General features: G+C 68.7%; 22 protein-coding genes. 13 read left to right on the top strand and 9 right to left on the bottom strand.

Annotated elements, in window-relative coordinates; all coding sequences use genetic code 11:
- The first annotated feature begins 50 nt into the window (after positions 1–50).
- Positions 51–521, top strand: a complete 471-nt coding sequence (locus M3149_RS03655; RefSeq protein ID WP_251707986.1) for a MaoC family dehydratase — start codon at positions 51–53, stop codon at positions 519–521.
- A 12-nt stretch (positions 522–533) separates the two neighbouring features.
- On the opposite strand, the gene M3149_RS03650 is transcribed toward M3149_RS03655, so the two are convergent.
- Positions 534–2531, bottom strand: a complete 1998-nt coding sequence (locus M3149_RS03650) for an acetyl/propionyl/methylcrotonyl-CoA carboxylase subunit alpha (protein ID WP_251707985.1) — start codon at positions 2529–2531, stop codon at positions 534–536.
- Positions 2532–2547: 16 nt separating this feature from the next.
- A complete protein-coding gene (locus M3149_RS03645; protein WP_251707984.1) occupies positions 2548–3978 on the bottom strand; it encodes a carboxyl transferase domain-containing protein in 1431 nt (476 codons plus the stop codon).
- Between the two features lie 242 nt (positions 3979–4220).
- On the opposite strand from M3149_RS03645, the gene M3149_RS03640 reads away from it, so the two are divergent.
- Positions 4221–5720 carry an acyl-CoA carboxylase subunit beta gene (locus M3149_RS03640; RefSeq protein ID WP_251707983.1) on the top strand — a complete coding sequence of 500 codons (1500 nt, stop codon included), beginning with the start codon at positions 4221–4223 and terminating at the stop codon, positions 5718–5720.
- Positions 5721–5725: 5 nt separating this feature from the next.
- Here M3149_RS03640 and M3149_RS03635 read toward each other — a convergent pair whose 3' ends face one another.
- The 4 genes from M3149_RS03635 to M3149_RS03620 form a co-directional block, all read right to left on the bottom strand.
- The gene (locus M3149_RS03635) at positions 5726–6574 is read right to left on the bottom strand and encodes an alpha/beta fold hydrolase (protein WP_251707982.1); all 849 of its coding nucleotides are present in this window, start codon (positions 6572–6574) and stop codon (positions 5726–5728) included.
- Between the two features lie 26 nt (positions 6575–6600).
- Entirely contained in the window at positions 6601–7758 is a 1158-nt protein-coding gene (locus M3149_RS03630) for an acetyl-CoA acetyltransferase (protein WP_251707981.1), read from the bottom strand.
- Positions 7755–8183, bottom strand: coding sequence for a Zn-ribbon domain-containing OB-fold protein (locus M3149_RS03625; protein ID WP_251707980.1), 429 nt, complete (start codon positions 8181–8183; stop codon positions 7755–7757). The genes M3149_RS03630 and M3149_RS03625 overlap by 4 nt, the downstream gene beginning before the upstream one ends.
- 67 nt (positions 8184–8250) lie before the next feature.
- Positions 8251–10563, bottom strand: coding sequence for an acyl-CoA dehydrogenase (locus M3149_RS03620; protein ID WP_251707979.1), 2313 nt, complete (start codon positions 10561–10563; stop codon positions 8251–8253).
- A 69-nt stretch (positions 10564–10632) separates the two neighbouring features.
- On the opposite strand from M3149_RS03620, the gene fabG reads away from it, so the two are divergent.
- Both fabG and M3149_RS03610 read left to right on the top strand, forming a co-directional pair.
- Positions 10633–11466 (top strand): 3-oxoacyl-ACP reductase FabG, encoded by an 834-nt coding sequence (gene fabG, locus M3149_RS03615; RefSeq protein ID WP_251707978.1) that lies wholly within the window; start codon positions 10633–10635, stop codon positions 11464–11466.
- 7 nt (positions 11467–11473) lie between these two features.
- Positions 11474–13603 (top strand): acetate--CoA ligase family protein, encoded by a 2130-nt coding sequence (locus M3149_RS03610; RefSeq protein WP_251707977.1) that lies wholly within the window; start codon positions 11474–11476, stop codon positions 13601–13603.
- Between the two features lie 10 nt (positions 13604–13613).
- Here M3149_RS03610 and M3149_RS03605 read toward each other — a convergent pair whose 3' ends face one another.
- Positions 13614–14072, bottom strand: a complete 459-nt coding sequence (locus M3149_RS03605; protein WP_285886407.1) for a MaoC family dehydratase — start codon at positions 14070–14072, stop codon at positions 13614–13616.
- 149 nt (positions 14073–14221) lie between these two features.
- Here M3149_RS03605 and M3149_RS03600 point away from each other — a divergent pair, with 149 nt between their 5' ends.
- The 3 genes from M3149_RS03600 to M3149_RS03590 are packed head-to-tail and all read left to right on the top strand — an operon-like array spanning position 14222 to position 17690.
- Positions 14222–15382, top strand: a complete 1161-nt coding sequence (locus M3149_RS03600; RefSeq protein WP_251707975.1) for an acyl-CoA dehydrogenase family protein — start codon at positions 14222–14224, stop codon at positions 15380–15382.
- Positions 15379–16446, top strand: coding sequence for an acyl-CoA dehydrogenase family protein (locus M3149_RS03595; protein WP_251707974.1), 1068 nt, complete (start codon positions 15379–15381; stop codon positions 16444–16446). Before M3149_RS03600 ends, M3149_RS03595 begins: the two co-directional genes overlap by 4 nt.
- Positions 16447–16484: 38 nt before the next feature.
- Positions 16485–17690, top strand: coding sequence for a CaiB/BaiF CoA transferase family protein (locus M3149_RS03590; RefSeq protein ID WP_251707973.1), 1206 nt, complete (start codon positions 16485–16487; stop codon positions 17688–17690).
- Between the two features lie 56 nt (positions 17691–17746).
- Here the strand turns inward: M3149_RS03590 and M3149_RS03585 are convergent, their stop codons facing one another.
- Positions 17747–18529 (bottom strand): enoyl-CoA hydratase/isomerase family protein, encoded by a 783-nt coding sequence (locus tag M3149_RS03585; protein WP_251707972.1) that lies wholly within the window; start codon positions 18527–18529, stop codon positions 17747–17749.
- Positions 18530–18652: 123 nt separating this feature from the next.
- On the opposite strand from M3149_RS03585, the gene M3149_RS03580 reads away from it, so the two are divergent.
- The 6 genes from M3149_RS03580 to M3149_RS03555 all read left to right on the top strand — a co-directional run bounded on the left by M3149_RS03580 (position 18653) and on the right by M3149_RS03555 (position 24271).
- A complete protein-coding gene (locus tag M3149_RS03580; RefSeq protein WP_251707971.1) occupies positions 18653–19621 on the top strand; it encodes a Bug family tripartite tricarboxylate transporter substrate binding protein in 969 nt (322 codons plus the stop codon).
- Positions 19622–19666: 45 nt separating this feature from the next.
- Entirely contained in the window at positions 19667–20647 is a 981-nt protein-coding gene (locus M3149_RS03575; protein WP_251707970.1) for a Bug family tripartite tricarboxylate transporter substrate binding protein, read from the top strand.
- A gap of 25 nt (positions 20648–20672) precedes the next feature.
- On the top strand, positions 20673–21098 hold the full coding sequence (locus tag M3149_RS03570) for an acyl-CoA thioesterase (RefSeq protein WP_251707969.1): 426 nt from the start codon (positions 20673–20675) through the stop codon (positions 21096–21098).
- The gene (locus tag M3149_RS23140; RefSeq protein ID WP_251707968.1) at positions 21095–22000 is read left to right on the top strand and encodes an acyl-CoA thioesterase; all 906 of its coding nucleotides are present in this window, start codon (positions 21095–21097) and stop codon (positions 21998–22000) included. Before M3149_RS03570 ends, M3149_RS23140 begins: the two co-directional genes overlap by 4 nt.
- Position 22001: 1 nt before the next feature.
- On the top strand, positions 22002–23204 hold the full coding sequence (locus M3149_RS03560) for a CaiB/BaiF CoA transferase family protein (RefSeq protein ID WP_251707967.1): 1203 nt from the start codon (positions 22002–22004) through the stop codon (positions 23202–23204).
- An 83-nt stretch (positions 23205–23287) separates the two neighbouring features.
- Positions 23288–24271 (top strand): Bug family tripartite tricarboxylate transporter substrate binding protein, encoded by a 984-nt coding sequence (locus tag M3149_RS03555; RefSeq protein WP_251707966.1) that lies wholly within the window; start codon positions 23288–23290, stop codon positions 24269–24271.
- 47 nt (positions 24272–24318) lie between these two features.
- Here the strand turns inward: M3149_RS03555 and M3149_RS03550 are convergent, their stop codons facing one another.
- A complete protein-coding gene (locus M3149_RS03550; protein WP_251707965.1) occupies positions 24319–24801 on the bottom strand; it encodes a MaoC family dehydratase in 483 nt (160 codons plus the stop codon).
- Positions 24802–24823 lie beyond the last annotated feature (22 nt).

The raw sequence follows: 24823 nt of genomic DNA, 5'->3' as shown, positions 1-24823 counted from the left end.
TCATCATCGCGTCGCCGGCGCAGAATCATTTACCGCAAAAGGACTCCGCCATGGAAATGCTCGGCATCGGCCTCCACTTCGAAGATCTGCCTCTGGGCCGCCGGTTCCGCACCGTCGCCCGCACCATTACCGAAACGGATATCGTCAATTTCTGTACCTGCACCGGCATGACCGAGGTCCTGTTCACCGACCTGGAATTCCTGCGGACCGAATCCGACATCAAGGGCCGGGTCGCACCCGGTGCGCTGGCCTACACGTTCGCCGAAGGCCTGCTCGTGCACGCGACCATGCAGCACACCGGCTATGCCTTCCTTGAAATGGACCTGAAGGTCCACAACCCCGTGTTCGCCGGGGACACCCTTCATGTGGAGTGCGAGGTCATCGAATCGCGACTGAGCAGGAGCCGCCCCGGACGAGGCCTTGTCCGCACCCGCAACCAGATCATCAAGCAGGACGGCACGCTGGCGATCACCTACACGCCGATGCGGATGATCAAGTGCCGCGGCACGCCGGCGCCCTGAAAAGGCGCCCGCTCAATCGGGCGTGACGACGGCGACCACCGCATTGCGCTCGACGGTCTGTCCGGCCCGGCAATCGATGGAGATGACCGTGCCGGTGCACTCGGCGACGATGCGCATCTCCATCTTCATGGATTCCAGGATGGCCACGACCGCGCCCTTTTCGACCCGATCCCCCGGAGCGACATTCACCTTCAGGATCAGGCCCATCATCGGCGCCTTCAGCTCGCCGCTGGCCTGGGCGGAGATGCTGATGTACGACAGGTACGGAAGGACCTTCAGGCTGTGCGTGCCGCGGCGGTCGTGGAGGTAAAGCATGTCGCCGTCCCGGTGCAGCCGGATGACCTCCCGCCGCACGTCCGTGACGGCCAGGAAGCATCCAGCCTCCCCCGCGGCCGTGAGCAGCTGGAGCCGCACCTGCGCGTCGTTCACCCCCACGAGCATGCTGCCGTCGGACTCCACGGCGCCGAAACGGATCGCGGCGCTGACGCCGTCGCCCGTCTCGACGTGCAGGCTGGGGACGGGTGGCAGACCAGCGCCATCGACGCCCAGGTGCCAGCCGCTGCCCTGCCAGCGTGCCCAGGGGCTGCGCACATCGCCTTGGCGCTCAAGCTGCAGCCAGTGGCACGCCGCGACAGCCAGGCTGTGCATGTCGTGCGCTGCGGTTCGCAGCGACCAGCCGGCGATCTGCTCGTCGATCAGCCGGGTATGGAAGCGCGCAGCGCGGGTTTCGGGCAGGTCGATGAGGTGGCGCAAAAAGCCAAGGTTCGTGGTGACGCCGAACACTGCCGTCTCTTCCAGGGCGCGCTTCAGCCGGTCAAGCGCTTCGCCACGCGCCGGCGCATGGGTGATCAGCTTGGCCAGCATCGAGTCGTAATAGGGCGTCACCTCCATGCCGCTCTCCACGCCCGTTTCGACCCGGACCCCCGTGGAAGGAAAGCTCACCCATGACAGCTTCCCGGTGGAAGGGAGGAAGCCGGCGGCCGCGTCTTCGGCGCAGATGCGCGCCTCGACTGCGTGGCCGCCGAGGCGGACATCGCCCTGCTGCACCGGCAAGCCTTCCCCGCTGGCGACCCGCAGCATGATCTCGACGATGTCCAGCCCCGTCACCATCTCCGTCACCGGGTGCTCGACCTGGAGCCGGGGGTTGACTTCCAGAAAGTGGTAATCCGCGTCCCCCACGATGAACTCGACGGTGCCGACGCCGCGGTAGTTCAGCCGCTCGCCCAGGCGGACCGCGTCAGCGGCCATTCGGTCCCGCATCTCCGCGCTGAGATTGGCCGCCGGAGCTTCCTCGATCACCTTCTGGTGCCGCCTCTGCAAGGTGCATTCGCGCTCGAACAGATGGATGACGCGGCCACGGCCGTCGCCTGCGATCTGGATCTCGATGTGGCGGCCCTCGCGGATAAGCTTTTCGACGATCAGCCCGGCTTCGCCGAAGGAGTTCCTGGCCTCGCGCATGGCGGACTCGATTTCCTGGTCGAGTCCCGCGAGGCTGGTGATGCCGCGCATGCCCTTGCCGCCTCCGCCCGCCGCAGCCTTCAGCATCACAGGCAGGCCCACGCGTTGCACGATAGCCGCGATTTCAGCCGCATCGACACTGGGTGATTGACTGCCAGGGATGATCGGGACGCCTGCGGCATGCGCCTCGCGCTTCGCGGCGGCCTTGTCGCCCAGGCGCTCGATGACTTCCGGCGTGGGGCCGATGAACACCAGCCCCGCCGCTTCGACGGCGCGGGCGAACGGGGCGTTCTCGGCCAGGAACCCGAACCCCGGGTGAATGGCCTCGGCGCCCACCGCCCTGGCTGCGGCGATCACGGCTTCGATGCGAAGGTAGCTGCCCGACGCGGGAGCGCCGCCGATCTCCACCGACTCGCCGATCTGGCGCACATGGAGGGCGTTGCGATCCGCGCTGGAATGCACTCCCGCCACCGCGACCCCCAGGCGCCGGCAGGTACGGGCGATACGACAGGCGATCTCGCCCCGGTTCGCGATCAGGATTTTCTTGAACACGGTGTCGGCTCTCCCGTCACATCCGGAACACGCCGAAGCGCGAGGGTACGGACGGCACGCGCCCGGCCAAGTCAAGCAGCAGGGCCATCACATCGCGCGTTTCGGTCGGCGCGATCACCATGTCGCACCAGGTATGGCGGGCGAAGTTGTACGCATTGGCGAAATCCTCAAAGGTCTTGCGAACCGGCGCCTTGTAGGCCTCGCGTTCGGCGTCGGTCCAGCTCGTCCCGTCCCGCTTGTGCTGGTCGTCCTTGACCATTGCCAGGGTCGTCGCCGCCTGGTCGGGGCCCATGATCGCGGCCCGGCCGTTCGGCCACATCATGAGCGCGTTGGGCTTGAACGCCCGCCCGCACATCGCCAGATAGCCGGCGCCGTAGGAGCCTCCGATGATCAGCGTGTACTTGGGCACGTTGGCGCAGGTCATGGCCGTGATCATCTTCGCACCGTGCTTGGCGATTCCCGCCTCTTCGGCTTCGCGACCGACCATGAAGCCGTTGATGTCGGCCATGAACAGCAGCGGAATGTCTCGCCTGCAGCACAGGTCGATGAACTGCGTGGCCTTCATCGCGCTCTCGGAGAACAGCACGCCGTTGTTGCACAGGATGCCCACCTCGAAGCCCCTGATGCGCGCAAACCCGGTGATCAGCGTGTCCCCGTAGTCCGGTTTAAACTCGTGCAGGTCGCTGCCATCCACCAGGCGCAACACGATCTCCCGGTTGTTGGTCGGAACGCGGGGGTCGGCGCTGATGATGCCGTGGATCTCGCGGGGATCGTGCAGCGGCTCGACGGGTTCGGCCACGTCGCGCCGCTGGCGAGGCAGATCGCCGAGATGTGCGATGAGGTCGCGCAGTATGGCGATGGCGTGCGCATCGCTCTCGGCGAGCCGGTCGGTCACGCCGTGCTGGCGATTGGACCGTTCGGCCTCGGTCGGCAGGGGCAGGGCAGCGCCGAACGCCAGCGCGCCTCGGTCGCGAACCACCACCACTTCGTCGCACAGCGCCGCGATCCATGCAGCGCTGTCAGCCGCCGGCCCGTGCACGCTCGCGACCTGGGCAATGCCCTCGCGCGACATCCGCATCTGGTTGTAGAGGATGGAGCCGAACTGGCCTTCATCGGCGAACACCCCCGGCTTGTCGCCGGGGGCCCGCGCGCCCGGCTGCAGCATCGTCACGCAGGGCAGACGGTGCTGCCAGGCGAAGCGCTGCGCCCGCACGTGGCGCTTGCAGGTGTGTGCGTTGTAGGAGCCCCCATTCACGGTGGCGTCGCTGGCGATCACCATGCACGGACGCCCCGCGATTATGCCCACCCCGGTCACCACACCCGCACCCGGCGGATCCTCGCCATAGAGGTCTTCTCCGGCGAGCTGGCACAGCTCGAGGAACGGCGATCCCGGATCGAGCAGTGCGAAGACTCGCTCACGCACGAGCATCTGGCCCGCGTCGCGCAAGAGCTGGCGTGCCTCGGGCGAACCGGCCCCAATGGCCGCGGTGCGGCGGGCGTGCAGGTCGGCCAGGCGCCCTTCGTATGCCTGGCGGTTCGCCTGCAGTTCCGCCGCACTGGCCGTTATTGCGGACTGCAGGATGCTCATGGCGAATCCCGGTGCAAGGAGGGTCGTCTCATTTTACTGACCAAACATTTGTTAGACTGAGTATAGTGCAGCCAACGCGCGTGTTACCAGCCCAGTCAGTCATGAAACAGCCCGGATCCGAGAAATCTGCCGCCGCGCCGGAGCTCCAGCCCTGCGGCGATGCGTACCTGCGTGCCCGCGATTTGCTGCGCACGCGCCGCGCCGAAGCCTTGCTAGGAGGCACCGAAAAGGCCCGGAAGCTGCACCGCAGCCGCGGGCAGATGCTGCCGCGCGAGCGCATCGAGGCACTGCTGGACCCGGGATCGCCCTTCCTCGAAATCGGGCAGCTCGCCGGTGCCGACATGTACGAAGGCGTGCCGCCTGGCGCCACCATCATCACGGGGGTCGGCAAAGTCTGCGGGCGCTGGTGCATGCTGATCGTCAACGATGCCACCGTGAAGGGCGGCACGATGTTCGGCATGACGACGAAGCGTCACACCCGCGCGCAGCTCTTCGCCTGGCAGCACCGGCTGCCCTGCATCACGATGGTCCAGTCCGGGGGAGGGTTCCTGCCCGACCTGGCGAACATCTTTCCCGACGAGGGCCAGGCTGGATCCATCATGTACAACCAGGTCAAGATGTCGGCCGAGGGGATCGCGCAGATCGCCTTGGTGCACGGACCTTCGACCGCCGGCGGCGCGTACATCCCGGCGCTGTGCGACGAGGTGGTGATCATCCGCAACCAGGGGGCCATGTTCCTGGGCAGTCCGCAGCTTGTGTTCGCGGCCACCGGCGAGGTGGTCGACATCGAGCCGCTCGGCGGCGCCGAGATGCACAGCAAGGTGAGCGGCGTCACCGACCACATCGCCGACGACGATGCGCACGCGCTGTCGATCACGCGCCAGATCGTCGAGCACCTGGGCGAGCCGCCGCGGCTGCGGTGGACGCGCGCCGAGGCCGAGAGGCCGTGCGTGGATCAGACGCAGCTGGCTGGGGACAGGGGTGGCGGCGACGCCGGGCGCGCCGATTGCCGCGAGATGCTCGCGCGGCTCGTCGACGCGGGCCGGTTCCAGGAGTTCAAGCAACTGCACGGTCCCACGCTGGTATGCGGTTTCGCGCGCATCGAGGGCTTCGAGGTGGGGATCATCGCGGGCAACGGCGAACTCTCGGCGCAGGCCGGTGCCAAGGGAGCGCACTTCATCGAACTTTGTGCGCAGCGCGACATCCCGCTGGTATTCCTCGCCGACTCCCCCGGATTCGCCGCGAGCGACCGGCATGGGCAGGAAACCGTTGGCAAGCACGGCGCCAAGCTGCTCAACGCCACGGCCAATGCCGACGTGCCGAAGTTCACCGTCATCACCGGGAGCGTCCACGGCGCCGCCTATTACGCGCTGGGCGGCCGTTCGTTCAAGCCGAACGCGCTGCTGATGTGGCCGGGTGCAAGGGCATCGGCATCGGCCGATGCGCCTGACGAGGAGGCTGGCGCGCTCAACTGGGCGCGGCAACTCTGGTGCGACATGGTGGTCGAGCCCGAGGACACGCGCACGATACTTGCGCAGCTCCTTGACATGGCCGGCCGCGTTCCCGCCCGGCCCACCGAATTCGCCACCTTCCGGATGTAGCCCTGTCAGCGCGTCCGCACGGGGGCATGACGCCCCGTGAATTCGACGAGCAGCCGGTTCACCGGCCCGGGCGCCTCGTAGGCCACCCAGTGGCCGGCATCGGGAACGATGCGGCACTCGATCTGCGGCGCCATGCGGCGCAGGTACTCCGCACGCGCGGCCGTGTCGGGCTGCGGCAGCGGGTCGCGCTCGGGCAGGATGGCGAGCACCGGGCAGCGCACCCGCGCCAGACTCGGCCCGAGCGTATCGCGGTAGCCGAGGAAGCGCGACTTGAAGCGGGTCATCGAATGGTTGCGGCGTTGCATCGCCACCGCCAGCGGGTCGATGCGCGCGGGGTCCGAGATCATCATCATCCCGAGATTGGCGCGATGGATCGCGTCGGCGTCGTCATCGCTCGAGCCGGTCGGCACCGGTCGCAGCGGCGGCCGGTGCCACGCCCCCGGGGGAAAGCCGCCCGGGGCCAGCAGGCTGGCGGCGAACACCTGCCGGGGCAGCCGCGCCGCGAGCCACGCGGCCATGACGCCGCCCCAGGAGAAGCCGGCCACGGCAAAAGGCGCGCCCGCTCGCACCAGCCCGCCATGCACTGCGGCTTCGAGGTAGCTGCCGTAGCCGTCCAGGTCCGCGTCGGCCGGCACGTCGAGCGACTCGCCCATGCCCGGCAGATCAGGTACGACCACGCTGAAGTGACGCGCCAGCGGCTCGATGTTGCGCACCCAGTGCGTCCAGGAGCCGGTGCCGCCATGCAGCAGCAGCAGCGTCGGCCCGGTGCCGACGCGCAGTGCCTTCACGCCGGCGACGGCGGTCGTCTCGATACCCAGTGACGGAAAGAAGGCTTCAGGGATGATGGCGGACATCTTCGATGGCTCGAACTGCGGGTGCCTCATAGCGTCGCCTCGGTGCCCAGCACGTTGGTGATCTGGCTCGAAAGAACTCCGCCGTTCCCATGGCACAGCGCGAGCTGCGCGCCGGGGACTTGCCGCTCGCCCGCCTCGCCGCGCAGCTGACGCACGGCCTCCACCAGCGTGAACATGCCGTACATGCCTGGATGCACGCACGACAACCCGCCGCCGTTCGTGTTCACCGGCAGGCTGCCGCCCGGAGCGATGGCGCCGCTCTCCACGAACGGCCCGCCCTCGCCCTTGGCGCAGAAGCCGAGGTCCTCGAGGAAGAGGATGGTGTTGATGGTGAAGGCGTCGTAGAGTTCAACGACGTCGATATCCGCGACCGCGAAACCCGCCATGTCCAGTGCGCGGCGCCCCGAGTCAGTCGCTGCGGTGCGCGTGAGGTCGGGCATGGCGACGATGTTCATGTGCGTCGTCGCCGCCGCCGCGCCGAGCAGGTACACCGGCCTTCTGGGCAGATGGCGCGCGCGCTCGGCCCGTGTCATCACCAGGGCGGCGCCGCCGTCCGTGACAAGGCAGCAGTCGCGCACCGTCAGCGGACTGGAGACCATGCGCGAGGCGAGCACGTCGGTCACGGTCAGCGGGCCCCGCGCGAACGCCTCGGGATTGAGGTTCGCCCAGGCGCGCGCCGCCACGGCGACGGCCGCAAGTTGCTCACGGGTGGTGCCGTACTCGTACATGTGGCGCGACGCCGCCAGCGCATACGACGTGGCCGGGAAGAGGGGCGCGTACGGCGCCTCGTACGTGAATGGCTGCACGGAGGAGACGAGCTTGCCCGACGCCGTGCGCTGGTTGCTGCCGTAGAAGATCAGCGCGGTTTCGCACAGCCCCTCCCGCAGCGCCAGCGCCGCGGTCAACGTGTGCGACAGGAAGGCCGAGCCGCCCGTGCGACTGTTGTCGGTGAAGGCCGGCTGGATGCCGAGCGCCTCGGCGATCAGCAACGCCGACAGCGGATTCGAGTTGCCAGGAAGCGCACCGAACACCGCATCGACGTCCCGCGTCGTGAGCCCTGCTTCGGCCAGCGCCTTCACGCTCGCCTCGATGGCGATCTCTTCCGAGCTGCGCGCGTGCGCTTCGCCGAGCCCCGCCAGGGCGACGCCGACGATCGCCGCGCTCCCGCGAATGCCGCCGCTCATGGTCCGGCCCCCGCATCGGCATCTCCGGCTGCATCGAACACGACGCAGGGCTCGCCGGTCGCCGCCGAACCCACGCGCGCCTTGACGCGCAGGCCGATGCGAATGGAGTCGTGCGGCTGGCCGTCGACGCGGCCCATCATGCGCGGCCCCTCCTGCAGGTCGACCAGAACCACGTTGTACGGCCCGCCCTGCTCGCTGCGGCGGTGCACAATGCTGACGGCGTGCACCACGCCGCGCCCGCTCGGGCGGACCCAGCGCAGCTCGACGCTGCCGCAGTGACTGCACGCCAAGCGCGGGTAGAAAACATGGCCGTGGCACGACTCGCAGCGCTGGATGCGGAACTCGCCTGCCGCGATGAACTGCGCGAACACCGCGTCGGGGCCCGGCCCGCGCGTCCAGTCTCCGGTGGGCGTGTCTTCGTTCATTGGATCGTTCTCCACGGGGAGTCGCTCATTCGGGTGGCTGTCCAGGGCAGGCGTTCTCCGGACAGGGTCAGCCCGGCAGCTCAAGCACGCCCTTGGCCAGGATGTTGCGCTGGATCTCGTTGCTGCCGCCATAGATGGTGGCCGGACGCGCCGAGAAGAAGACGTTCGCGGGGTGCAGCGCCCCGCCGGGCAGGGCGAGCGAAGCGTCGGCGACGCCGCTTTCGCCGGCGGTCTCGAGCATCAGGTCGGCCACACGTTGCTGCGCCTCCGTCGCCCAGATCTTCAGCATCGACACCTCCGGGCCCAGTTCGAGGCCTCGACGCAGCACGTCGGCGCAGCGGACGAAGAGTGCATCGAGGTCGTCGACGTCAAGCTGCAGCTCGTCGTGGCGCGCGCGCCAAGCCGCGTCCTGCTCCAGCCCGCTGGCCCGCGCCAGTTCGCGCAATTGCAGAAGAGGTGCGCGCACGCCGCGAGGGTTGCCGATCATGATGCGTTCCGAACCGAGCAAGGACTTGGCCATCGTCCAGCCCTGGTTCAATGCGCCCACCAGGTTGGAGCGCGGCACGCGCACGTTGTCGAAAAACACTTCGCAGAACTCGGCGCCCCCGCCCAGGTTGCGGATGCGCTTGACCGTGATGCCCGGGCTGCGCATGTCCGCCAGCAGGAAGCTGATGCCGTCCTGCTTCCTGGCCCGCGGGTCCGTCCTCACCAGCAGGAAGATCATGTCGGCCTCGTGCGCGAAGGAAGTCCAGATCTTCTGGCCGCTGACGATGAAATCGTCGCCGTCGGCTACGGCACTGGTGCGCAGGCTGGCGAGATCGGAACCGGCGGACGGCTCCGAATAGCCCTGGCACCAGAGCACCTGGCCGGACAGAATGCGTGGCAGGATCTCGCGCTTTTGTGCTTCGGTGCCGTAACGGATGATCAGCGGGCCAAGCATCACGATCCCCATATTGGGTGCGATATGGATGCCATGCCGGTCGAACTCGGATTGGAGCGCGACCTGCTCAAACGCACTCAGCCCCATGCCTCCATGTTCGGTGGGCCAGTTCGGCGCGGCCCAGCCGCGGCCATGGAGCCGGGCGTGCCACTCCCGCGTCTCGCGCAGGCTCAGCCGGTTGGGCGGAAAGCGCCATTGCGGCGGGAAGTTGTCGACGATCCAGCGCCGCAACTCCTCGTGTGAGATCGATGGCCTGCCGCCCCCGATCGCTCCAGGCGCGGTCTCGCCACCGCCGGAGATCGGTCCCATGTCGTTGTAGCGGCGCCGGTGCCACCCTGCGCCGCCCAGCCAGGCGGCGCCCACCATGGCCTTCTTGAGGTAGAGGCCGATCGCGCATTCATCGGTGTAGCCGATGCCGCCATGCAGCTGGATGCATCCCTTGGTGACCGCCAGCGCCGCGGCCGAGGCGCGCGCCTTGGCCTGGCTGGCGGCGAGGGCCAGTCGTCGCAGATCACCCGCTGCGCCATCCGCCGCCTCCGCGGATCGCGCAACGACGGCGCGTGTGAGCTCGACCTGGATCAGCAGGTCGACCGCCCGGTGCTGCAAGGCCTGGAAGCTGCCCACCGGGCGTCCGAACTGCTCGCGCACGGCGATGTATTGCACGCTGCTGTCGAGCGCGCGGCCCATGACGCCCAGCAATTCGGCGGCAGTGGCGATGCGCGCCAGGTCCAGCGCCCGCTGCAGCACGGCGTCGGCCTCCACCGGGCCGGCCAGGATCTGCTCCGCGGCCACTGCGACCTCTTCGAACTGCAGTTCCCCCCAGAAGCCGCCGTCGACCCGCGGCCGTTCACCCAGCGCCAAGCCGGGCCGCCCGGATTCGACCAGCACCAGCACGGGCCCTTGCGGCGCCTGTGCTGACACGATGTAGCCAGCGGCGGCGCCGGCCGCCGCCACGAAACGCTTGGTACCGTCCAGGATGAAGCCGCCCCCGTGCGGCGTGGCGCGCACGTGCTCGGCCCGGGCGGTCTGGTCGTGCTCACCTTCCTGCCAAGCCACCCCCAGCGTTTTCTCACCGCGCGCCATCGCCGGCAGCCAGCACGCGCGCAACGCCTCATTGCCGCCGCCCAGGAGTAGCCAGGCGGGCAGCAGCGCGCCGCCGACCAGGGGCTCGGGCGCCAAGGCACGGCCGCACTGCTCGAGCAGCTGCACGGCCTGCGCCAGACCGCAGCCGCTGCCGCCATAGCGCTCCGGGGTGCACAGTCCGAGCCAGCCCAGTCCGGCCATCTCGCGCCAGCGCGCAAGATCGTAGCCCGGCGATCGCCCGCGCCACTCCCGCAGCCGACGGCCTTCTGCCTCGCCAGCGAAGAAGTCTGCGCCGGCGTCGCGCAGCATGCGCTGCTCGTCGCTCAGGTCGTCGAGCTTGCGGACCAGGTCGATCATGGGACCTCGAGGTTAGAACTGGCGCGCGCGCCATGTCTGTGGCATTGTTCAAGTCTAACAAACAACAGTTTGGTCGCCAAACGCGGCCTGATGCGGGCCGTGCGGCGACGGCCGGTGGCCGAGACGCGACAAGGAGATCACAGCATGTTCAACGGCAGGGCACTCGAGAGCAAGGTGGCGATCGTCACCGGGGGCGGCCAGGGCATCGGAGCGGCGGTGGCGCGTGCCTATGGGGCACAAGGCGCCAAGGTGGCGGTCGTCGACTGGAACCTGGAAACGGCCGAACAGGTGGCGCAGTCGATCCGCGGCGACGGAGGTCAGGCCACGGCGCTGCGCTGCGACGTTTCCGACCGCACCGCCGTCGACGCGATGGTCGCCGCCACGGTGGACCGGCTCGGCCCGGTGGATGTGCTGGCCAACAATGCCGGCATCACCCGGACCGCGATGCTCCACAAGATGACGTTGCAGGAGTGGGACCAGGTGCTGGCCGTGCACCTGACCGGCAGCTTCAACTGCCTGCAGGCAGTGGTCGGCGGCATGATGGAGCGCCGGCGCGGCTGGATCATCAACACCATCTCCACCGCCGGTATCCTGGGGACCATCGGCCAGATCAACTACGGCTCGGCCAAGGCCGGGCTGATCGGCTTCACCAAGTCGGCAGCGCGCGAGCTGGCGCGCTACAACATCCTGGTCAATTGTGTCGCCCCAGGGGCTGCGACCCCGATGACCGAGACCATCCGTACCGACCCGCGCTTCAAGGACACCTATCTGGCGCGCGTGCCCCTGGGCCGGTGGGCCGAACCCGAGGAGATCGCGCCGGTATGGGTTTTCCTGGCCTCCGAAGGCGCAAGCTACGTCACCGGGCAGCTGATCGGCGCAGACGGCGGCATGTCGATTCACTGACCGCGCGATGAGCTCCGCTCCCCAGATCCCTCGCGCGTCCCTGGACCCGCTCTTCCACCCCCGTGCGATCGCGATCTATGGGGCGTCTTCGGATCCCGCGAAGATTGGCGGTCGGCCACTCGACTTTCTCAAGAGCAGCGGTTTCGACGGGCCGCTGTATCCCATCAACCCGAAGGCGGCCGCGATCCAGGGCCTGCCGGCGTTTCCCACGGCGTCTTCAGTGCCTGGCGCGGTGGACCTCGCCATCGTCGCGGTCCCGGCTCCGGCGGTGCTGGCGGCGTTGCAGGACTGCGCCGGCCACGGTGTCCGCGCAGCGGTGGTTCTGAGTTCGGGGTTCGCGGAAGTCGGCGGCGCCGGCGCCGAATGGCAGCGCGAGATCACCGCACTGGCGCGGCGAACCGGGATGCGGGTCGTCGGCCCCAACTGCATGGGCGTGATCAACGTCAGGCGGCGCATCCTCGGCACCTTCACACCCAGCGCCGCGGGATTCGGGCTCCTGCCGGGCCGCATCAGCCTGGTCAGCCAGAGCGGTGCCTTCGGCGGCTACTGCCTGTCCCTGATCCGCCAGCGCGGTCTGGGGCTGAACCTCTGGATCACCACAGGCAACCAGAGCGACGTCGATTTCGCGGACTGCGTCGCCCACTTCGCGCAGGACGCGGGCACGGATGTGATCGTCGGGTACATCGAGGCGGCGACCGACAAGGAACGGCTGATCGCCGCGCTGGATCTGGCGCGCTCCAACGGCAAGCGCATCGTGCTCATGAAGGTGGGCAGCTCCGACGCCGGTGCGCAAGCGGCGGCTTCCCACACCGCTTCGCTGGCCGGGTCGGACCAGGTCTACGAGGGGCTGTTCAGGCAGTATGGCGCCTACCGCGCGCGCAGCATCGACGAACTCTTCGACGTGGCCTACGCGTGCTCGCTGTCGACGTCGCAACCCGCGGGCCGCAGGCTGGGCCTGCTCACCGTTTCCGGCGGCGTCGGGGCGCTGATGGCCGACGTGGCCGCGGAGTGCGGGCTGGACGTGGCCCCCATGCCGGCGGACGCGCAGCGGCGGCTGAAGGAGATCCTTCCGTTCTGCGGCCCGCGCAACCCCGTGGACATGACTGCGCAGCTGGTCAACGACCTCACCCTTTTCGAGAGGAACTTCGAGCTCATGCTGGAGGAAGGCGGGTACGACTTGATCGTGGCCTTCCTGTCCAGCGTGGGGCAGGTGCTGACCCTCAGCAGCGCGCTGCTGGTCCAGCTGCAGAAGGTGCTGGCCCGCTACCCCGATCGCACGGTGATCGTCTCCATGCTCGCTACGCCGGAGGTGCGCAAGCTTTACGAGGCCGCCGGGGTGATGTTGTTCGACGAGCCCACCCGGGCCGTGCGCGCCGCCCGTGCATTGGTGTACTTCGCGCAGGAGGCGCGACGCATCCGGAACCGGTCGGCCCCGCCGCCCCTGCCGGCCGCGGCGCTCGCGCCGCCGCGGCATGCCGTCAACGAGGTGGAGGCCAAAGCCGTCCTCGCCAGCGCGGGCATCCCGGTGGTTCGGGAACTCGTCGCTCCATCCGAGGACGCCGCGGCCCGGTGCGCGGCGAAGATCGGCTACCCCGTGGTGCTGAAGATCGCCTCGGCCGACATCCCGCACAAGAGCGAGATCGGTGGCGTGATCGTCGGCGTTCAGGACGAAGCCGGCCTGCGCGCGGCTTTCCGCACGCTGATCCAGCGCGCCGGGCAGAATGCGCCACAAGCCCGGCTCGACGGCGTGATCGTCGCCCGCATGGCTGGCAACGGCGTCGAAACCATCCTGGGCATGGTCCGTGATCCGGTCTTCGGCCCGGTCGTGATGTTCGGTCTGGGCGGCATCTTCGTCGAGGCCTTCAAGGATGTCGCCTTCCGCGTTGCGCCCTTCGGCGTGGGGGAGGCCCGGGCCATGATCGAGGATGTCAAGGGCCGCATTCTTCTGACCGGGCTGCGTGGCCAGCCCCCTTCCGACGAGGAGGCACTCGCCGAAGCCATCGCCACGCTGTCCGTGTATGCCGCGCGTCATGGCGACGTCCTGGAGAGCATCGACATCAACCCGCTCCTCGTTCTTCCGCGCGGCGAGGGCGCACTGGCGCTGGACGCGCTGATGGTGCCGCGGGCGTGCGACTGACCTGTCGCGGTCAGACCAGGTCGTCGACCCGGCCGCGGCGCATCATCAGCTTTTCACCGAATTCGAACACCTGCTCGGCGCGCTGGTTGAACACGCGGACCCGCCCGCTCATGATCCCCCGCTTGCCGTCGGAGAGATTCTTCTTGCCCTCGACCGTGATCTCGGCGCGCAGCGTGTCGCCGGGACGCACGGGCACCGTGAACTTGAAGTCGGTAAGCTCCAGCGCGGCAATGGTGGCCGGCCCGAGAATCTCCTCCATCATCCCGGCAGCGATGCTGGCCGTCAGCAAACCGGGGCAGATGCGGCCGCCGAACTGCGTGTGCTTCCTGGCGAACTCCTCGTTGATGAAGATCGGCAGCTTCAGGCCGGCCAGGCAGGTGAAGTTGACGATGTCGGTTTCGGTCACGGTGCGCCCGTAGCTCTTGAATACGTCGCCTGGGTTGAGATCGTCGAGCGAACGATTGGACATGGATGGAACCTCGGTTGGGTTGAAGAGCCGGAGAAGCCAAACTAACAGTTGGCAGGATACCTGTTTCGGTGCATGATGCGCCAGCCGCCGGCCCCGATCGCGTCACCGGGTCCGACCCCGCCCCACCCAGCCCGCATCACGCCTGCCGCATGCTGTTTCTTCAACCTGAATTCGCGCTGCCCTCTGTGGGTGCCGGCACAGCCACTCTGCGCCGTGCGGTGCGGCAGTTCGTCGCGGCAGAGATTGCTTGCGGCCGCATTGCGGCGCGCTGCAACTCCTGGACGGAGGGCATCGATCCGGAGTTCAGCCGGCGACTCGGCGAGCGCGGCTGGATCGGCTACCACTGGCCCACGCGCTATGGCGGGCGAGGCGGCAACGCCTTCGACACGCTGACCATCAACGAGGAATTGCTGGCCGCCGGCGCACCGGTGGGTGCGCACTGGATCGCCGCGCGCCAGAGTGCTCCCCTGCTCATGCGCTTCGGCAGCGAGGCCCAGCGCCAGAAGTTCCTGCCGCGGATCGCTGCCGGGACGACCTATTTCGCCATCGGCATGAGCGAGCCCGATGTCGGCTCCGACCTGGCCTCCGTACGCAGCCGTGCCGAGCTGGTGGGGGGGGCCTGGGTGCTCAACGGGCGCAAGGTCTGGACCAGCGGCGCCCACCTGTGCCACTACGCCATCGTTTTGTGCCGCACCGTCCCACCCGATCCGGGGGCTCGTCATGCCGGCCTCAGCCAGCTGATCGTCGACCTGAAGGCACCCGGCGTGACCATCCGCCCGATCCGCATGCTGGACGGCAGCCATCACTTCAATGAGGTGCTCTTCGACGGTGTGCGGGTGCCCGCCGAGTTCCTGGTGGGCAACGCCGGCGACGGCTGGAAGCAGGTTACCAGCGAACTGGCCTACGAGCGCAGCGGTCCCGAGCGCTTCCTCAGCACCATGCCGCTGATCGAACGCTGCCTGGAGCTCGTGCTGGCGGGGGCGGCGGCGCCGGGCGACATTGCCGGCGGCCGGCTGCTGGCGCGCCTCATGACCTTGCGCAATATGAGCCTTGGCGTGTGGAGCGCGCTTGGGGCCGGGCAGTCGCCGGCCATCGAGGCTGCGATGGTGAAGGACCTTGGAACGAACTTCGAGCGCGAGGCGATCGAAGCCGTGCGCGAGGCGATGGTTGCCGATGACCGGCTCGCCGGCGACGAGGCGCTTGCGCAGCTGCTGGCGGACGCACTGCCGCTCGCACCCACCTACAACTTGCGCGGGGGCACCAACGAAGTGCTGCGAAACATGATTGCCAAGAAGCTGCAAGGCAAATGAGCGACCTCGCCCGCCCCCTGGCCGAAGCGGCCGAGCGCCTTTTCGCGCAGCGCTGCGCCACAGCCGTGGTCGGCGCGGCCGAGGCCGGTGAGTGGCCGCAAGCGCTCTGGCAGCACATCGAAGAGTTGGCCCCCGCCCAACTGCTGGTGCCCGAGGACCGGGGGGGCGCGGGCGGCGACTGGTTCGACGCTTGCGCCCTGGCCGAAGTTGCGGGCGAGTTCAACGTGCCGCTGCCCCTGCCGGAAAGTGTGCTGGCCGGCTGGCTGCTTGACAACGCGGACGCCCCGCCGCCGAAGGGTCCCGTGGGACTGGCGCTCACGTCGACCAATCTCGCCTCGGCAGCCGCGGCTGGCCACGTCACCGTCGACGAGCGCGCGGTCCCTTGGGGGGCGGCTGCCGCCGGCGTGGTCCTGGTCGGCCCGGGGGAAGGCGACGATGCCTGGCTGCTGTTCCTGCCGCGAAGGACCTACGCTGCAAAGCCCGGCCGGGCGCCGGCCGGGGATCCCCGCGACCACATCACCTGCCACAAGCTGGCGCTGGCGCAAGCCGGCATCCGCTGCCACCGCCTGCCCGGGCGGCGGGCTGCGGACGTGAAAGGCCGCGCTGCGCTGCTGCGCGCGGCGCAGATCGCCGGCGCTTGCCGGCGCATCCTGGACCTGAGCCTGGCGTACACCAGCGAGCGGGTGCAGTTCGGCCGCACCATCGGACAGTTCCAGTCGGTGCAGCACCAGCTGGCGCAACTGGCCGAAGAAGTGTCCGCGGCGCGTGTGGCCGTACGCGCTGCCGCCCAGACCCCCGACGGACCCTGGGCGATCCCTGCGCTGGCCGCAGCAAAGATGCGTGCGGGGGAGGCCGCAGGCCTGGGCGCACGCATCGCCCACCAGCTGCACGGTGCGATCGGCGTGACCGCCGAACATCCGCTGCACCAGAGCACGCGCAGGCTGCTGGCCTGGCGCGACGAGCATGGAGCAGAAGCGTGGTGGTCGCGGACCCTGGTGCAGGCCCTGCGGGACGCCGGCGCGCCCGGGGCCTGGCAGGCGGTGGTTGCCGCGACCTCCCGATGAGCGACCAAGCCAGCAACCAACCACCCACGCCATCGCCCATGCCCCCCCTGCACGGCATCACGGTTCTGGACATGACCGCCTACCTGATGGGTCCGTTCGCCACGCAGATCCTCGGGGACATGGGTGCGGACGTGATCAAGATCGAGCCGCCCGACGGCGACGTGGTGCGGGCGATCGGTCCGGCGCGAAGCCCGGGAATGGGCGGCTTTTTTCAGCAGAACAACCGGAACAAACGCGGCGTGGTGCTCGACGTGAAGCAGCCCGCCGGGCGCGACGCCGTGCTCAGGCTGGCGGCCCGCGCCGACGTTTTCGTCTACAGTGTGCGGCCGCGGGCGATGGCCCGGCTCGGTCTGGGCTACGAGGACGTGTCCAAGGTCAATCCGGGCATCGTGTACGTCGGCGCCGTCGGCTTCGGCCAGGACGGCCCCTATGCGGCCAGGCCAGCGCTCGACGACCTGATGCAGGGCATGTCCGGCATCCCCAGCCTGTTCGAGCGTGCCGGCGCGGAGGGGCCGCGCTACATCCCGATGGCGATGGCCGACCGCTACTCGGGGATCTGCCTGGTGAATGCGGTGCTCGGCGCAGTGGTCCACAAGCTTCGCAGCGGCGAGGGGCAGGCCATCGAGGTGCCGATGTTCGAGTCGCTCGTGCAGGGCGTGCTCGGCGACCACCTCATGGGTGCAAGCTTCGAGCCACCGCTGGGCCCTCCGGGCTACCCACGCCACCTCAGTCACGAGCGGCGGCCGTTCCGCACTCTGGACGGCTACATCTGCGCCTTCCTGATCAACGACCAGCAGTGGCGCGCATTGCTGGAAAGCATTGGGGACGGCGCCCGCATGCAGGACCCGCGATTCGCCACCCTGCAGGCCCGCACCGACCATTCCACCGAGGTGTATGCGTTCCTCGATGCCACCTTCCGCACGCGCACCACGGCGCAATGGCTGGAGCTTCTCGCAAAGGAGGACATCCCCGCGGGGCCGTTGCATTCGCTGGAGTCGCTGCTGGAGGATCCCCACCTGAAGGCCGTGGGCTTCTTCGAACGCCACCAGCACCCGACGGAGGGCACGGTGGTCAGCCTGCGACCGGCCTCGCACTGGTCGCGCACGCCGCTGTCCGTCCGCCGCCTGCCGCCGCGGCTCGGCGAGCACAGCGCCGAGGTGTTGCGGGAAGCCGGGTACTCGCAAGCGGAGGTGGCAGCGCTCGTGGCGGCCGGCGTGACATCGGATCGCAACGGCGGGAGTTGAAGGGCATGGCCGACAGCTTGCGGTCCACCCTCGCCCACGCGGCGGCGCACCAGCCGTCAAACACCGCGGAACTGCGGCTGGCGCTTTTCCAGCAGTGCGGCCACGCCTTCCTTCGCGTCGGCCATTTCGAGGGTGCGCGACTGCGCGAACGCTTCGATCTCCCCGGCCGACCTCGGGTCCCAGTTCAGGCCCCGGTAGAGGCTGCGCTTCATCATGCGAACAGCGGCGGGCGCACAAGCCGCGATCTCGGCCGCGAGTTCGCGCGACTTCGACAGCACCTCGCCGGGTTCCACCGCGTAGTTGGCGATGCCCATCTCGGCGGCCTCCACGCCGGAAAACACCCGCCCGGTGAACAGCAGTTCGGCCGCGCGAGGCACCCCGGTGATGCGCGGCAACAGGTAGCTGACGGCCATCCCCGAATGCACGCCCAGCCGGGCGAAATTCGCCCCGTATCGCGCCTCGCGGTTCGCCACGCGCAGGTCGCAGACCAGGCCCAGGCCGAAGCCGCCGCCGATCGCATGGCCATTCATGGCGGCGATCACCGGCACCGCGACGTCCAGGATGGTCAGGAAGGGGCGGTAGATGGCGTACGCGGCATCTGCCGGCAACTGGTCGCCCAGGTCGAGCAGGCTGCTGCGGAAGTCGGCCCCGGAGCAGAAGCTGGCGCCGCTGCCGGTGATGACGACGCAGCGGATCTCGCGATCGGCCTTGACCTGGTCTATCACCTGCTGGAAGGGACCCAGCAGCTCCGGCGACATCGCGTTGCGATGTGCAGGACGGTTGAGGGTGATCTCGCACACGAGATCCCGGCGGCTGACAAGCACCGCGGTTTCGGTCATGGGGCCTCCAACGGACACGACGATTCGGTCCGCATGAATTGTATTCAGCGCCGCACGCGCTGTTCCCTCGGCCGGCCCATGGCTGGCCCGTCTTGACTCAAGCCACCCTCCCTGGAGACCTGCATGAACTTCCTGAAATTTGCGTCCATCCTGCCGATCCTCGCCTGCCTGGTGCAGCCCGTGACGGCGGCAGCCCAGAGCTGGCCCACCAAGCCGCTGCAGATGATCGTTCCCCAGGGCGCCGGTGGCAGCACCGACAACCTGGCCCGGCTGGTGGCGCAAGTGCTGGGCGAGCGGCTTGGCCAGAACGTGGTCATCGACAACCGGGCCGGTGCCGGTGGTGTGCTGGGCGTGGCCGCAGCAGCGCGGGCGGCGCCTGACGGGTACACGCTGCTGGTCGGCTCGAACACGACGGTGGCGGCGAACGCCTTTCTCTATGCCAGCTTTCCCATCGATCCGCTGAAGGACCTGGTGCCGCTCGCGATGGCGGCCGACGCGCCCTTCGCCCTCGTCGTGCCGGCCGCCTCACCCCTGAAGTCGGTAGGCGAACTGGTGAAGGCAGCCAAAGCCGCGCCAGGCAAACTCAACTACGGCTCGGGCACGAGCTCGGCACTGCTGTGCACCGAACTCTTCAAGGCCGCTGCAGGCGTCGATCTGCGCCGGGTCCCCTACAAGTCTTCCGCGCAAGCCCTGACGGACCTGATGGGAGGGCAGCTCGACGTCGTGTGCGAGCCGCTTTCCACCAGCCTGCCCAATGTCCGGGCCGGGCGACTGCGCGCCCTCGCGCAGACCGGTGCGCAGCGCTCGCCGTCGGCACCGGACCTGGAAACCGTGATGGAGAGCGGCGTGAAGGGAGTGGCCTATACGGCCTGGATTGCGTTCTACGCGCCTGCGGGGATTCCGAAGGACGTCCATACACGCCTGTCCAACGAGCTGTTCTCCATCCTGAGCAACCCCGCCGTCATGGAAAAGATTCGCGCCATCGGCTTCGATCCGCGACCGGGCAACGCCGAGTCGCTGGCGGCCGCACACCGGGCGGAAATGGCTTCGGTGGCGGCAACCGTGAAGACGGCCGGCATCAAGGCCGAATAGGGGCACCGCACGCCGATCATCAACCAAACGACCGGAGAACATCGCATGACACGGGCATTCACTCTCCTCGGGAAAGCGATACGGCGCTTTGCCTTGTGCGGCTCGCTCGCCCTGGCATCCTTCACGGCTGGCGCGCAGCCCTATCCCGCCAAGCCGGTGCGCATCGTCGTGCCATTCGGCGCCGGAGGGAGCACGGACGTGTTGGCCAGGTTGGTCGCGCCCCGGCTGTCCGAGTCGCTCAAGCAGAGTTTCGTGGTGGAATCGATGCCGGGGGCCGACGGCATCGTCGGCACCAGTGCGGTGGCACGAGCCGCGCCCGACGGCTATACCCTGCTCATGACGGCAGCGAGCCCCCTGACACTGGCGCCGATTCTGCAGAAGGTACCCTACGACCCGGTCAAGGACTTCGCGCCGATTTCGCTGATGGTCCATCTGAACGGCGTCCTGGTTGTCAACTCGGCGCTTCCGGTCCGCACCCTGCAGGAGTTCGCTGCCGAAGCGCGCAGCCGGCCGGGGCGCTTCAGCTTCGGCGCCGGGACCTCGCTGCTGCGCCTGATCGGCGAACAGTTCAAGCAGGCGCTGCAGGCGGACATGACGGTGGTGCCGTACAAGGGCACCGGTCCCCAGCTGAATGCCGTTCTCGGCGGGGAGGTCGACGCGGTGGTCGACCCGTTCGTGGGGATCCAGCACATCAAGGCCGGCAAGCTCCGCCCGCTGGCAGTGCTGCAGGGCAGCCGCTCGCCGCTGTTGCCGGACGTTCCCACCCTGGAGGAAGTGGGCATCAAGGGGATCACGCTGGGCAGCTGGACAGCCCTGCTGGCGCCGGCGGGGACGCCACCGGAGATCGTCTCGCGCCTGTCCGCCGAAGTGGCTCGCATCATGGCGCAGCCGGACCTGCGCGAGCGCCTGGTGACGCTGTACCAGGAACCTGCCGGCAGCACGCCGAGCGAGCTGGCATCGACGGTGCAAGCCGACCTCGCGAAGTGGCGGCGTATCGCGACCGAGTCGAACTTCAAGCCGAACTGAGCCTGCATCTCTGACGGGAGCCACCTTGTTCATCGAAACCCACCTGGGCCGCGTTGCGCCCGGCGAGTGCGACCACCTTGGCCACATGAACGTGCAGTTCTACGTGTCCAAGGTTTCGGACGCCGCCTGGCACGTGATGGCCTTCATCGGCATCACGCCATCCTTCATCCGCGAGCGCCGACAGGCGCCCGCAGCGGTGCGGCAGGAGATCGCCTACCTGAGGGAACTGCGCGCCGGCGACCTGCTGCGCATGGACAGCGGTGTCGTCGAAGCCAGTGCAAAGCGCCTGACCTTCTACCATCGGCTGACGAATGTCGAGAGCGGGCAGGTGGCGATGACGTCGAAGGTCTACACCGTCAACATGGATCTCGACGCCCGCCGTTCGACGCCGCTGGATCCCGCCGTGCTCGCTGCGGCGCTGGAACGCCTGCTGCCGGAGAGCGCGCTGTGAGCGCTGAGACCTTCATCACCGGGCGTGGTGCCATCAATCCGTGGGAATGCGACCAGTGGGGGCACCTCAACGTCCAGTTCTACCTGTCCAGGGCGAGCGATGCACAGGCTCACATCGCAGCCAGGCTGGGACTGCCGCCATCGAAGCTGCGCGCCTGCGATCCTGGCCTTCTCCCTGTGGCCGACCGCGTGTTGTTCAAGCGCGAACTTCGCGCCGGCAACATCTATTTCATCCGCAGCGGCATTCGCGCGGTCAGCCCTGGCGGCGCGATCGACATCGCCAGCCGGATGGTGAACCAGGAATCCGGGGTGGAGTCGGCGCTCTTCGAAACCCGCCTGCAGTGGGTAGCGCAGGATCGGACGACGGCGCTGCCCTTGCCGACCGAAGTGCTGGCGTCGGCACGCGGCCAGGCTGGCGCATTGCCCGACATGCCGCTGCCGCAACCGATGGCCCCGGTGCTGCCGCCCGGCCAGCCCGAGGTTGAAGGGCTGCATCTGACTTATCGCGGCTCGGTCGAGGCCTGGGAATGCGCAGTCGACGGCGCGGCGCCGCCGCGCGCCCAGATCGCGCGCCTGAACGATGCCATCACGCACCTGTTTCGCGCCATGAAGATCGACCGTGCCGAGCTCCTGGCGCGCGGACTCGGTTCGGCCGCGCTCGACTACGCCATCAGCTACCACCGTCCGGTCCGCTCGGGCAAGGCGGTCGACATTCGAAGCCGCATGGTGGCCGTCGCTGACAAGATCTTCCACGTGGTCCACTACGTGCTCGATGCCGCCAGCGGCGAAGTCCTGACTACCATCGTCGTGGCCGGGCTGTTCTTCGACCTCGCCGCGCGCAAGTCGGTGCCCATCCCTCCCGCCATCCGGACCGAAGCCGAACGGCTTCTCGTGCAGAACTGACATGGAAACCACCCGACCCGGCGCACTGGACGGCCTGCGCGTGCTCGACCTTTCGCGGGTGCTGGCCGGCCCGCTGTGCGCGCAGATGCTCGCCGACCACGGCGCGAACGTCATCAAGGTCGAGCCGCCTGAAGGCGACGAGACCCGACGCTTTGGTCCGCCATTGGATGAACGGGGCGAAGTGGCGTATTTCGGCGCCCTGAACCGGGGCAAGCGATCGATCGCCGTCGACCTGTCGCGCACGGCCGGGCGCGCCGTGCTCGAGCAGCTGCTCGCGGACGCGGACGTGCTGATCGAGAACTTCCTGCCCGGGACGATGGAAAAGTGGGGCCTGGGGTACGACGCAAGCCTGGCCCCGCGTCACCCGCGTCTGGTCTACTGCAGTGTCAGCGGTTTCGGCGGCGACGGGCCGCTGGGAGGGCTGCCCGGCTACGACGCCGTGCTGCAGGCGATCTGCGGCCTGATGAGCGTCAACGGCGAAGCCGGTTCCGGCGCATTGCGCATCGGCGTGCCGGTGGTCGACTATCTCACCGGCTACAACGCCTTCAGCGGGGTGCTGCTGGCGCTCGCCGCCCGCGAACGCACCGGCCTCGGGCAGCGCGTCGAGGCCACGCTCTTCGACACCGGCCTGGCGCTGCTGGTTCCGCACGCGTCCAACTGGTTCTACTCCGGCCGGGTCCCGCAACGCATGGGGAGCTCCCACCCCAACATCGCACCCTACGACCGGTACGCCGCCGCCGATGGGGACGTGTTCCTCGGCGTCGTCAACAACGGCCAGTTCAAGCGCTTTTGCGAATGCGTTTCCCGTCCCGACCTCGCCGCCGACCCGCGTTTCACGGACAACTCGGCGCGGCTGGCCAACCGCGAACCGCTGCGCGCCGAGATCGAGCGGACATTGATCGACTTCCCGGCGGCCGCACTGTGCGAGATGCTGATGCGCCACGGTGTCCCGGCTGGCCCCGTCAACGATGTTGCGCAGGCCTTGTCGCAGCCGCACGCTGCGCACCGCGCGATGGTCATCGACCAGCAGGGCCATCGCTCGCTGGGCCTGCCGGTCAAGCTGTCGGCCAGCCCGGGGCGCGCCGGGGCGCTGCCGCCGCGCCTGAGCGAGCATGCGGATGCCATCCTGGACGAATTGGGGTACGGCAGCGCCGCCATCGAGGCCCTTCACGGCGACGGCACCGTCACCCGGCCGCCGGAATGAAACATCGGCGTGTCCCGCATCCCGGCCGCGCCGACCTGCAGACGCGTGCGGCGCACGGGGGCAAGCACAAGGAGACATGAACCATGAACCACCAGCATTCCGCTGATCCCATGCGGCGTCAGATTCTCAAGGGCGTTGCGTCCGCCGTCGCTGCGGTGACGCTACCGGCACGCGCGCAAATGACGAACGCATTGCGCCTCGTCCTGCCCTTCTCCCCAGGGGGACCCACGGATGCCGCGGCACGAAGCATCGCAGCGTCGATGTCGAACCACCTGGGGCAAGCCATCGTCGTGGAGAACAAGGCCGGCGCAAATGGCGCGATCGCCGCGAGCTTCGTGGCCAAGTCGCCGGCCGACGGAAACACCTTGCTGTACCACACGTCGGCCTTCACGCTGGAGGCGGCGCTGAGCAAGGCTCCCGCATACGACCCCTCGACCGACTTCACGTACGTGGGCCTGACCACTTCGGCACCGCTCGTGCTGCTGGTGCATCCGGACTTTCCGGCGAGAACGCCCGCCGACTTCATCGCCCGCCTGAAGGCGGCGCCCGGCCGGTTCAACTACGGTGCCGTGATTCGATCGATCGTGCACGTCGCGCCTGAGCAGCTGTTCCACGCCCTGGGCGTGAAGGCCGTGGCCGTCCCGTACAAGGGCACGGCGCCAGCGCTCGTCGACCTCATGGCGGGGCAGCTTCAATTCGCGTTCGATGCCGTGAACTCCGCCTTGCCCCATGTCAGGGGGGGTCGCGTCCGGGCGCTCGCCATCGCCAGCCGCGAAAGATCCCCGGTGCTGCCGGAGGTCGCGACCTTCGCCGAAACCGTGTTGCCTGGCTTCGAGGCCGGCACCTGGGGAGCGATCATGGGGCCGGCCGGCGTGCCTTCGGACAGGATCGCCCGGCTTCACCTCGCCCTGGTCAGGACCCTGCAGGAGCCTGCCTTCCGCAGCCAGCTCGAAAGCCAGGGACTGCGCATCCTCGGCGGCACGCCGGAGCAATGCCGGGAGTTCGTGGCCCACGACGTGGCGCGCTGGAAGCAGGTCGCCGCCACCACCAACCTTCCCACGGAGTAGCCCGGATCCGGAGGCCATGCGGCGGCCTGCGGCCGCTGCCGTGCCGGTCAGCCGGCGCCCGTGGGAAGAAAGGTGATCGTCTCCGTGAACTCGGCCAGGACCTCGCCGTGCTGGTTGATGACGCGATGGCGCAGGTCCATGAGCGTGTAGCCCCGAGAGGTCGGGGCCCTCAACCAGGCCTCGCCTTCCACATGGACGGTGTCGCCGGGGAACAGCGCCGCCTTGATGCGTGCGTCCACGCTGGTCATGCCGCCGAACGGCCCGTGCTCGCGCCCCTCGAGCACTTTGTCGATGATGCCCGCAACGGTCGGCGCCAGCAGCCCCATGCCGAGCGAGATGATCATCGGGCCGGGGGCAAAGCGGTTGCGGTGCTTGCCCGCCATTTTGACCCTGATGTACTCCATGTCGATGAAGAAGGGTTCGTGCAGACCGACCACGTTGACGAACGTGACGATGTCGGTTTCCGTGATGGTGCGGTTGTGCGTCTTGAACGGCACCGTCGTGGCGCCGGCGGGTGGTTCGATGGGCATGTGCAGGCCTCAGTGTGTGATC

This window comes from Hydrogenophaga intermedia, assembly GCF_023715105.1.
Lineage (GTDB): Bacteria > Pseudomonadota > Gammaproteobacteria > Burkholderiales > Burkholderiaceae_C > Hydrogenophaga > Hydrogenophaga intermedia_A.
The sequence above is the reverse complement of the archived record's forward strand: the minus strand, read 5'-3'. Positions and strand labels throughout refer to the sequence as shown.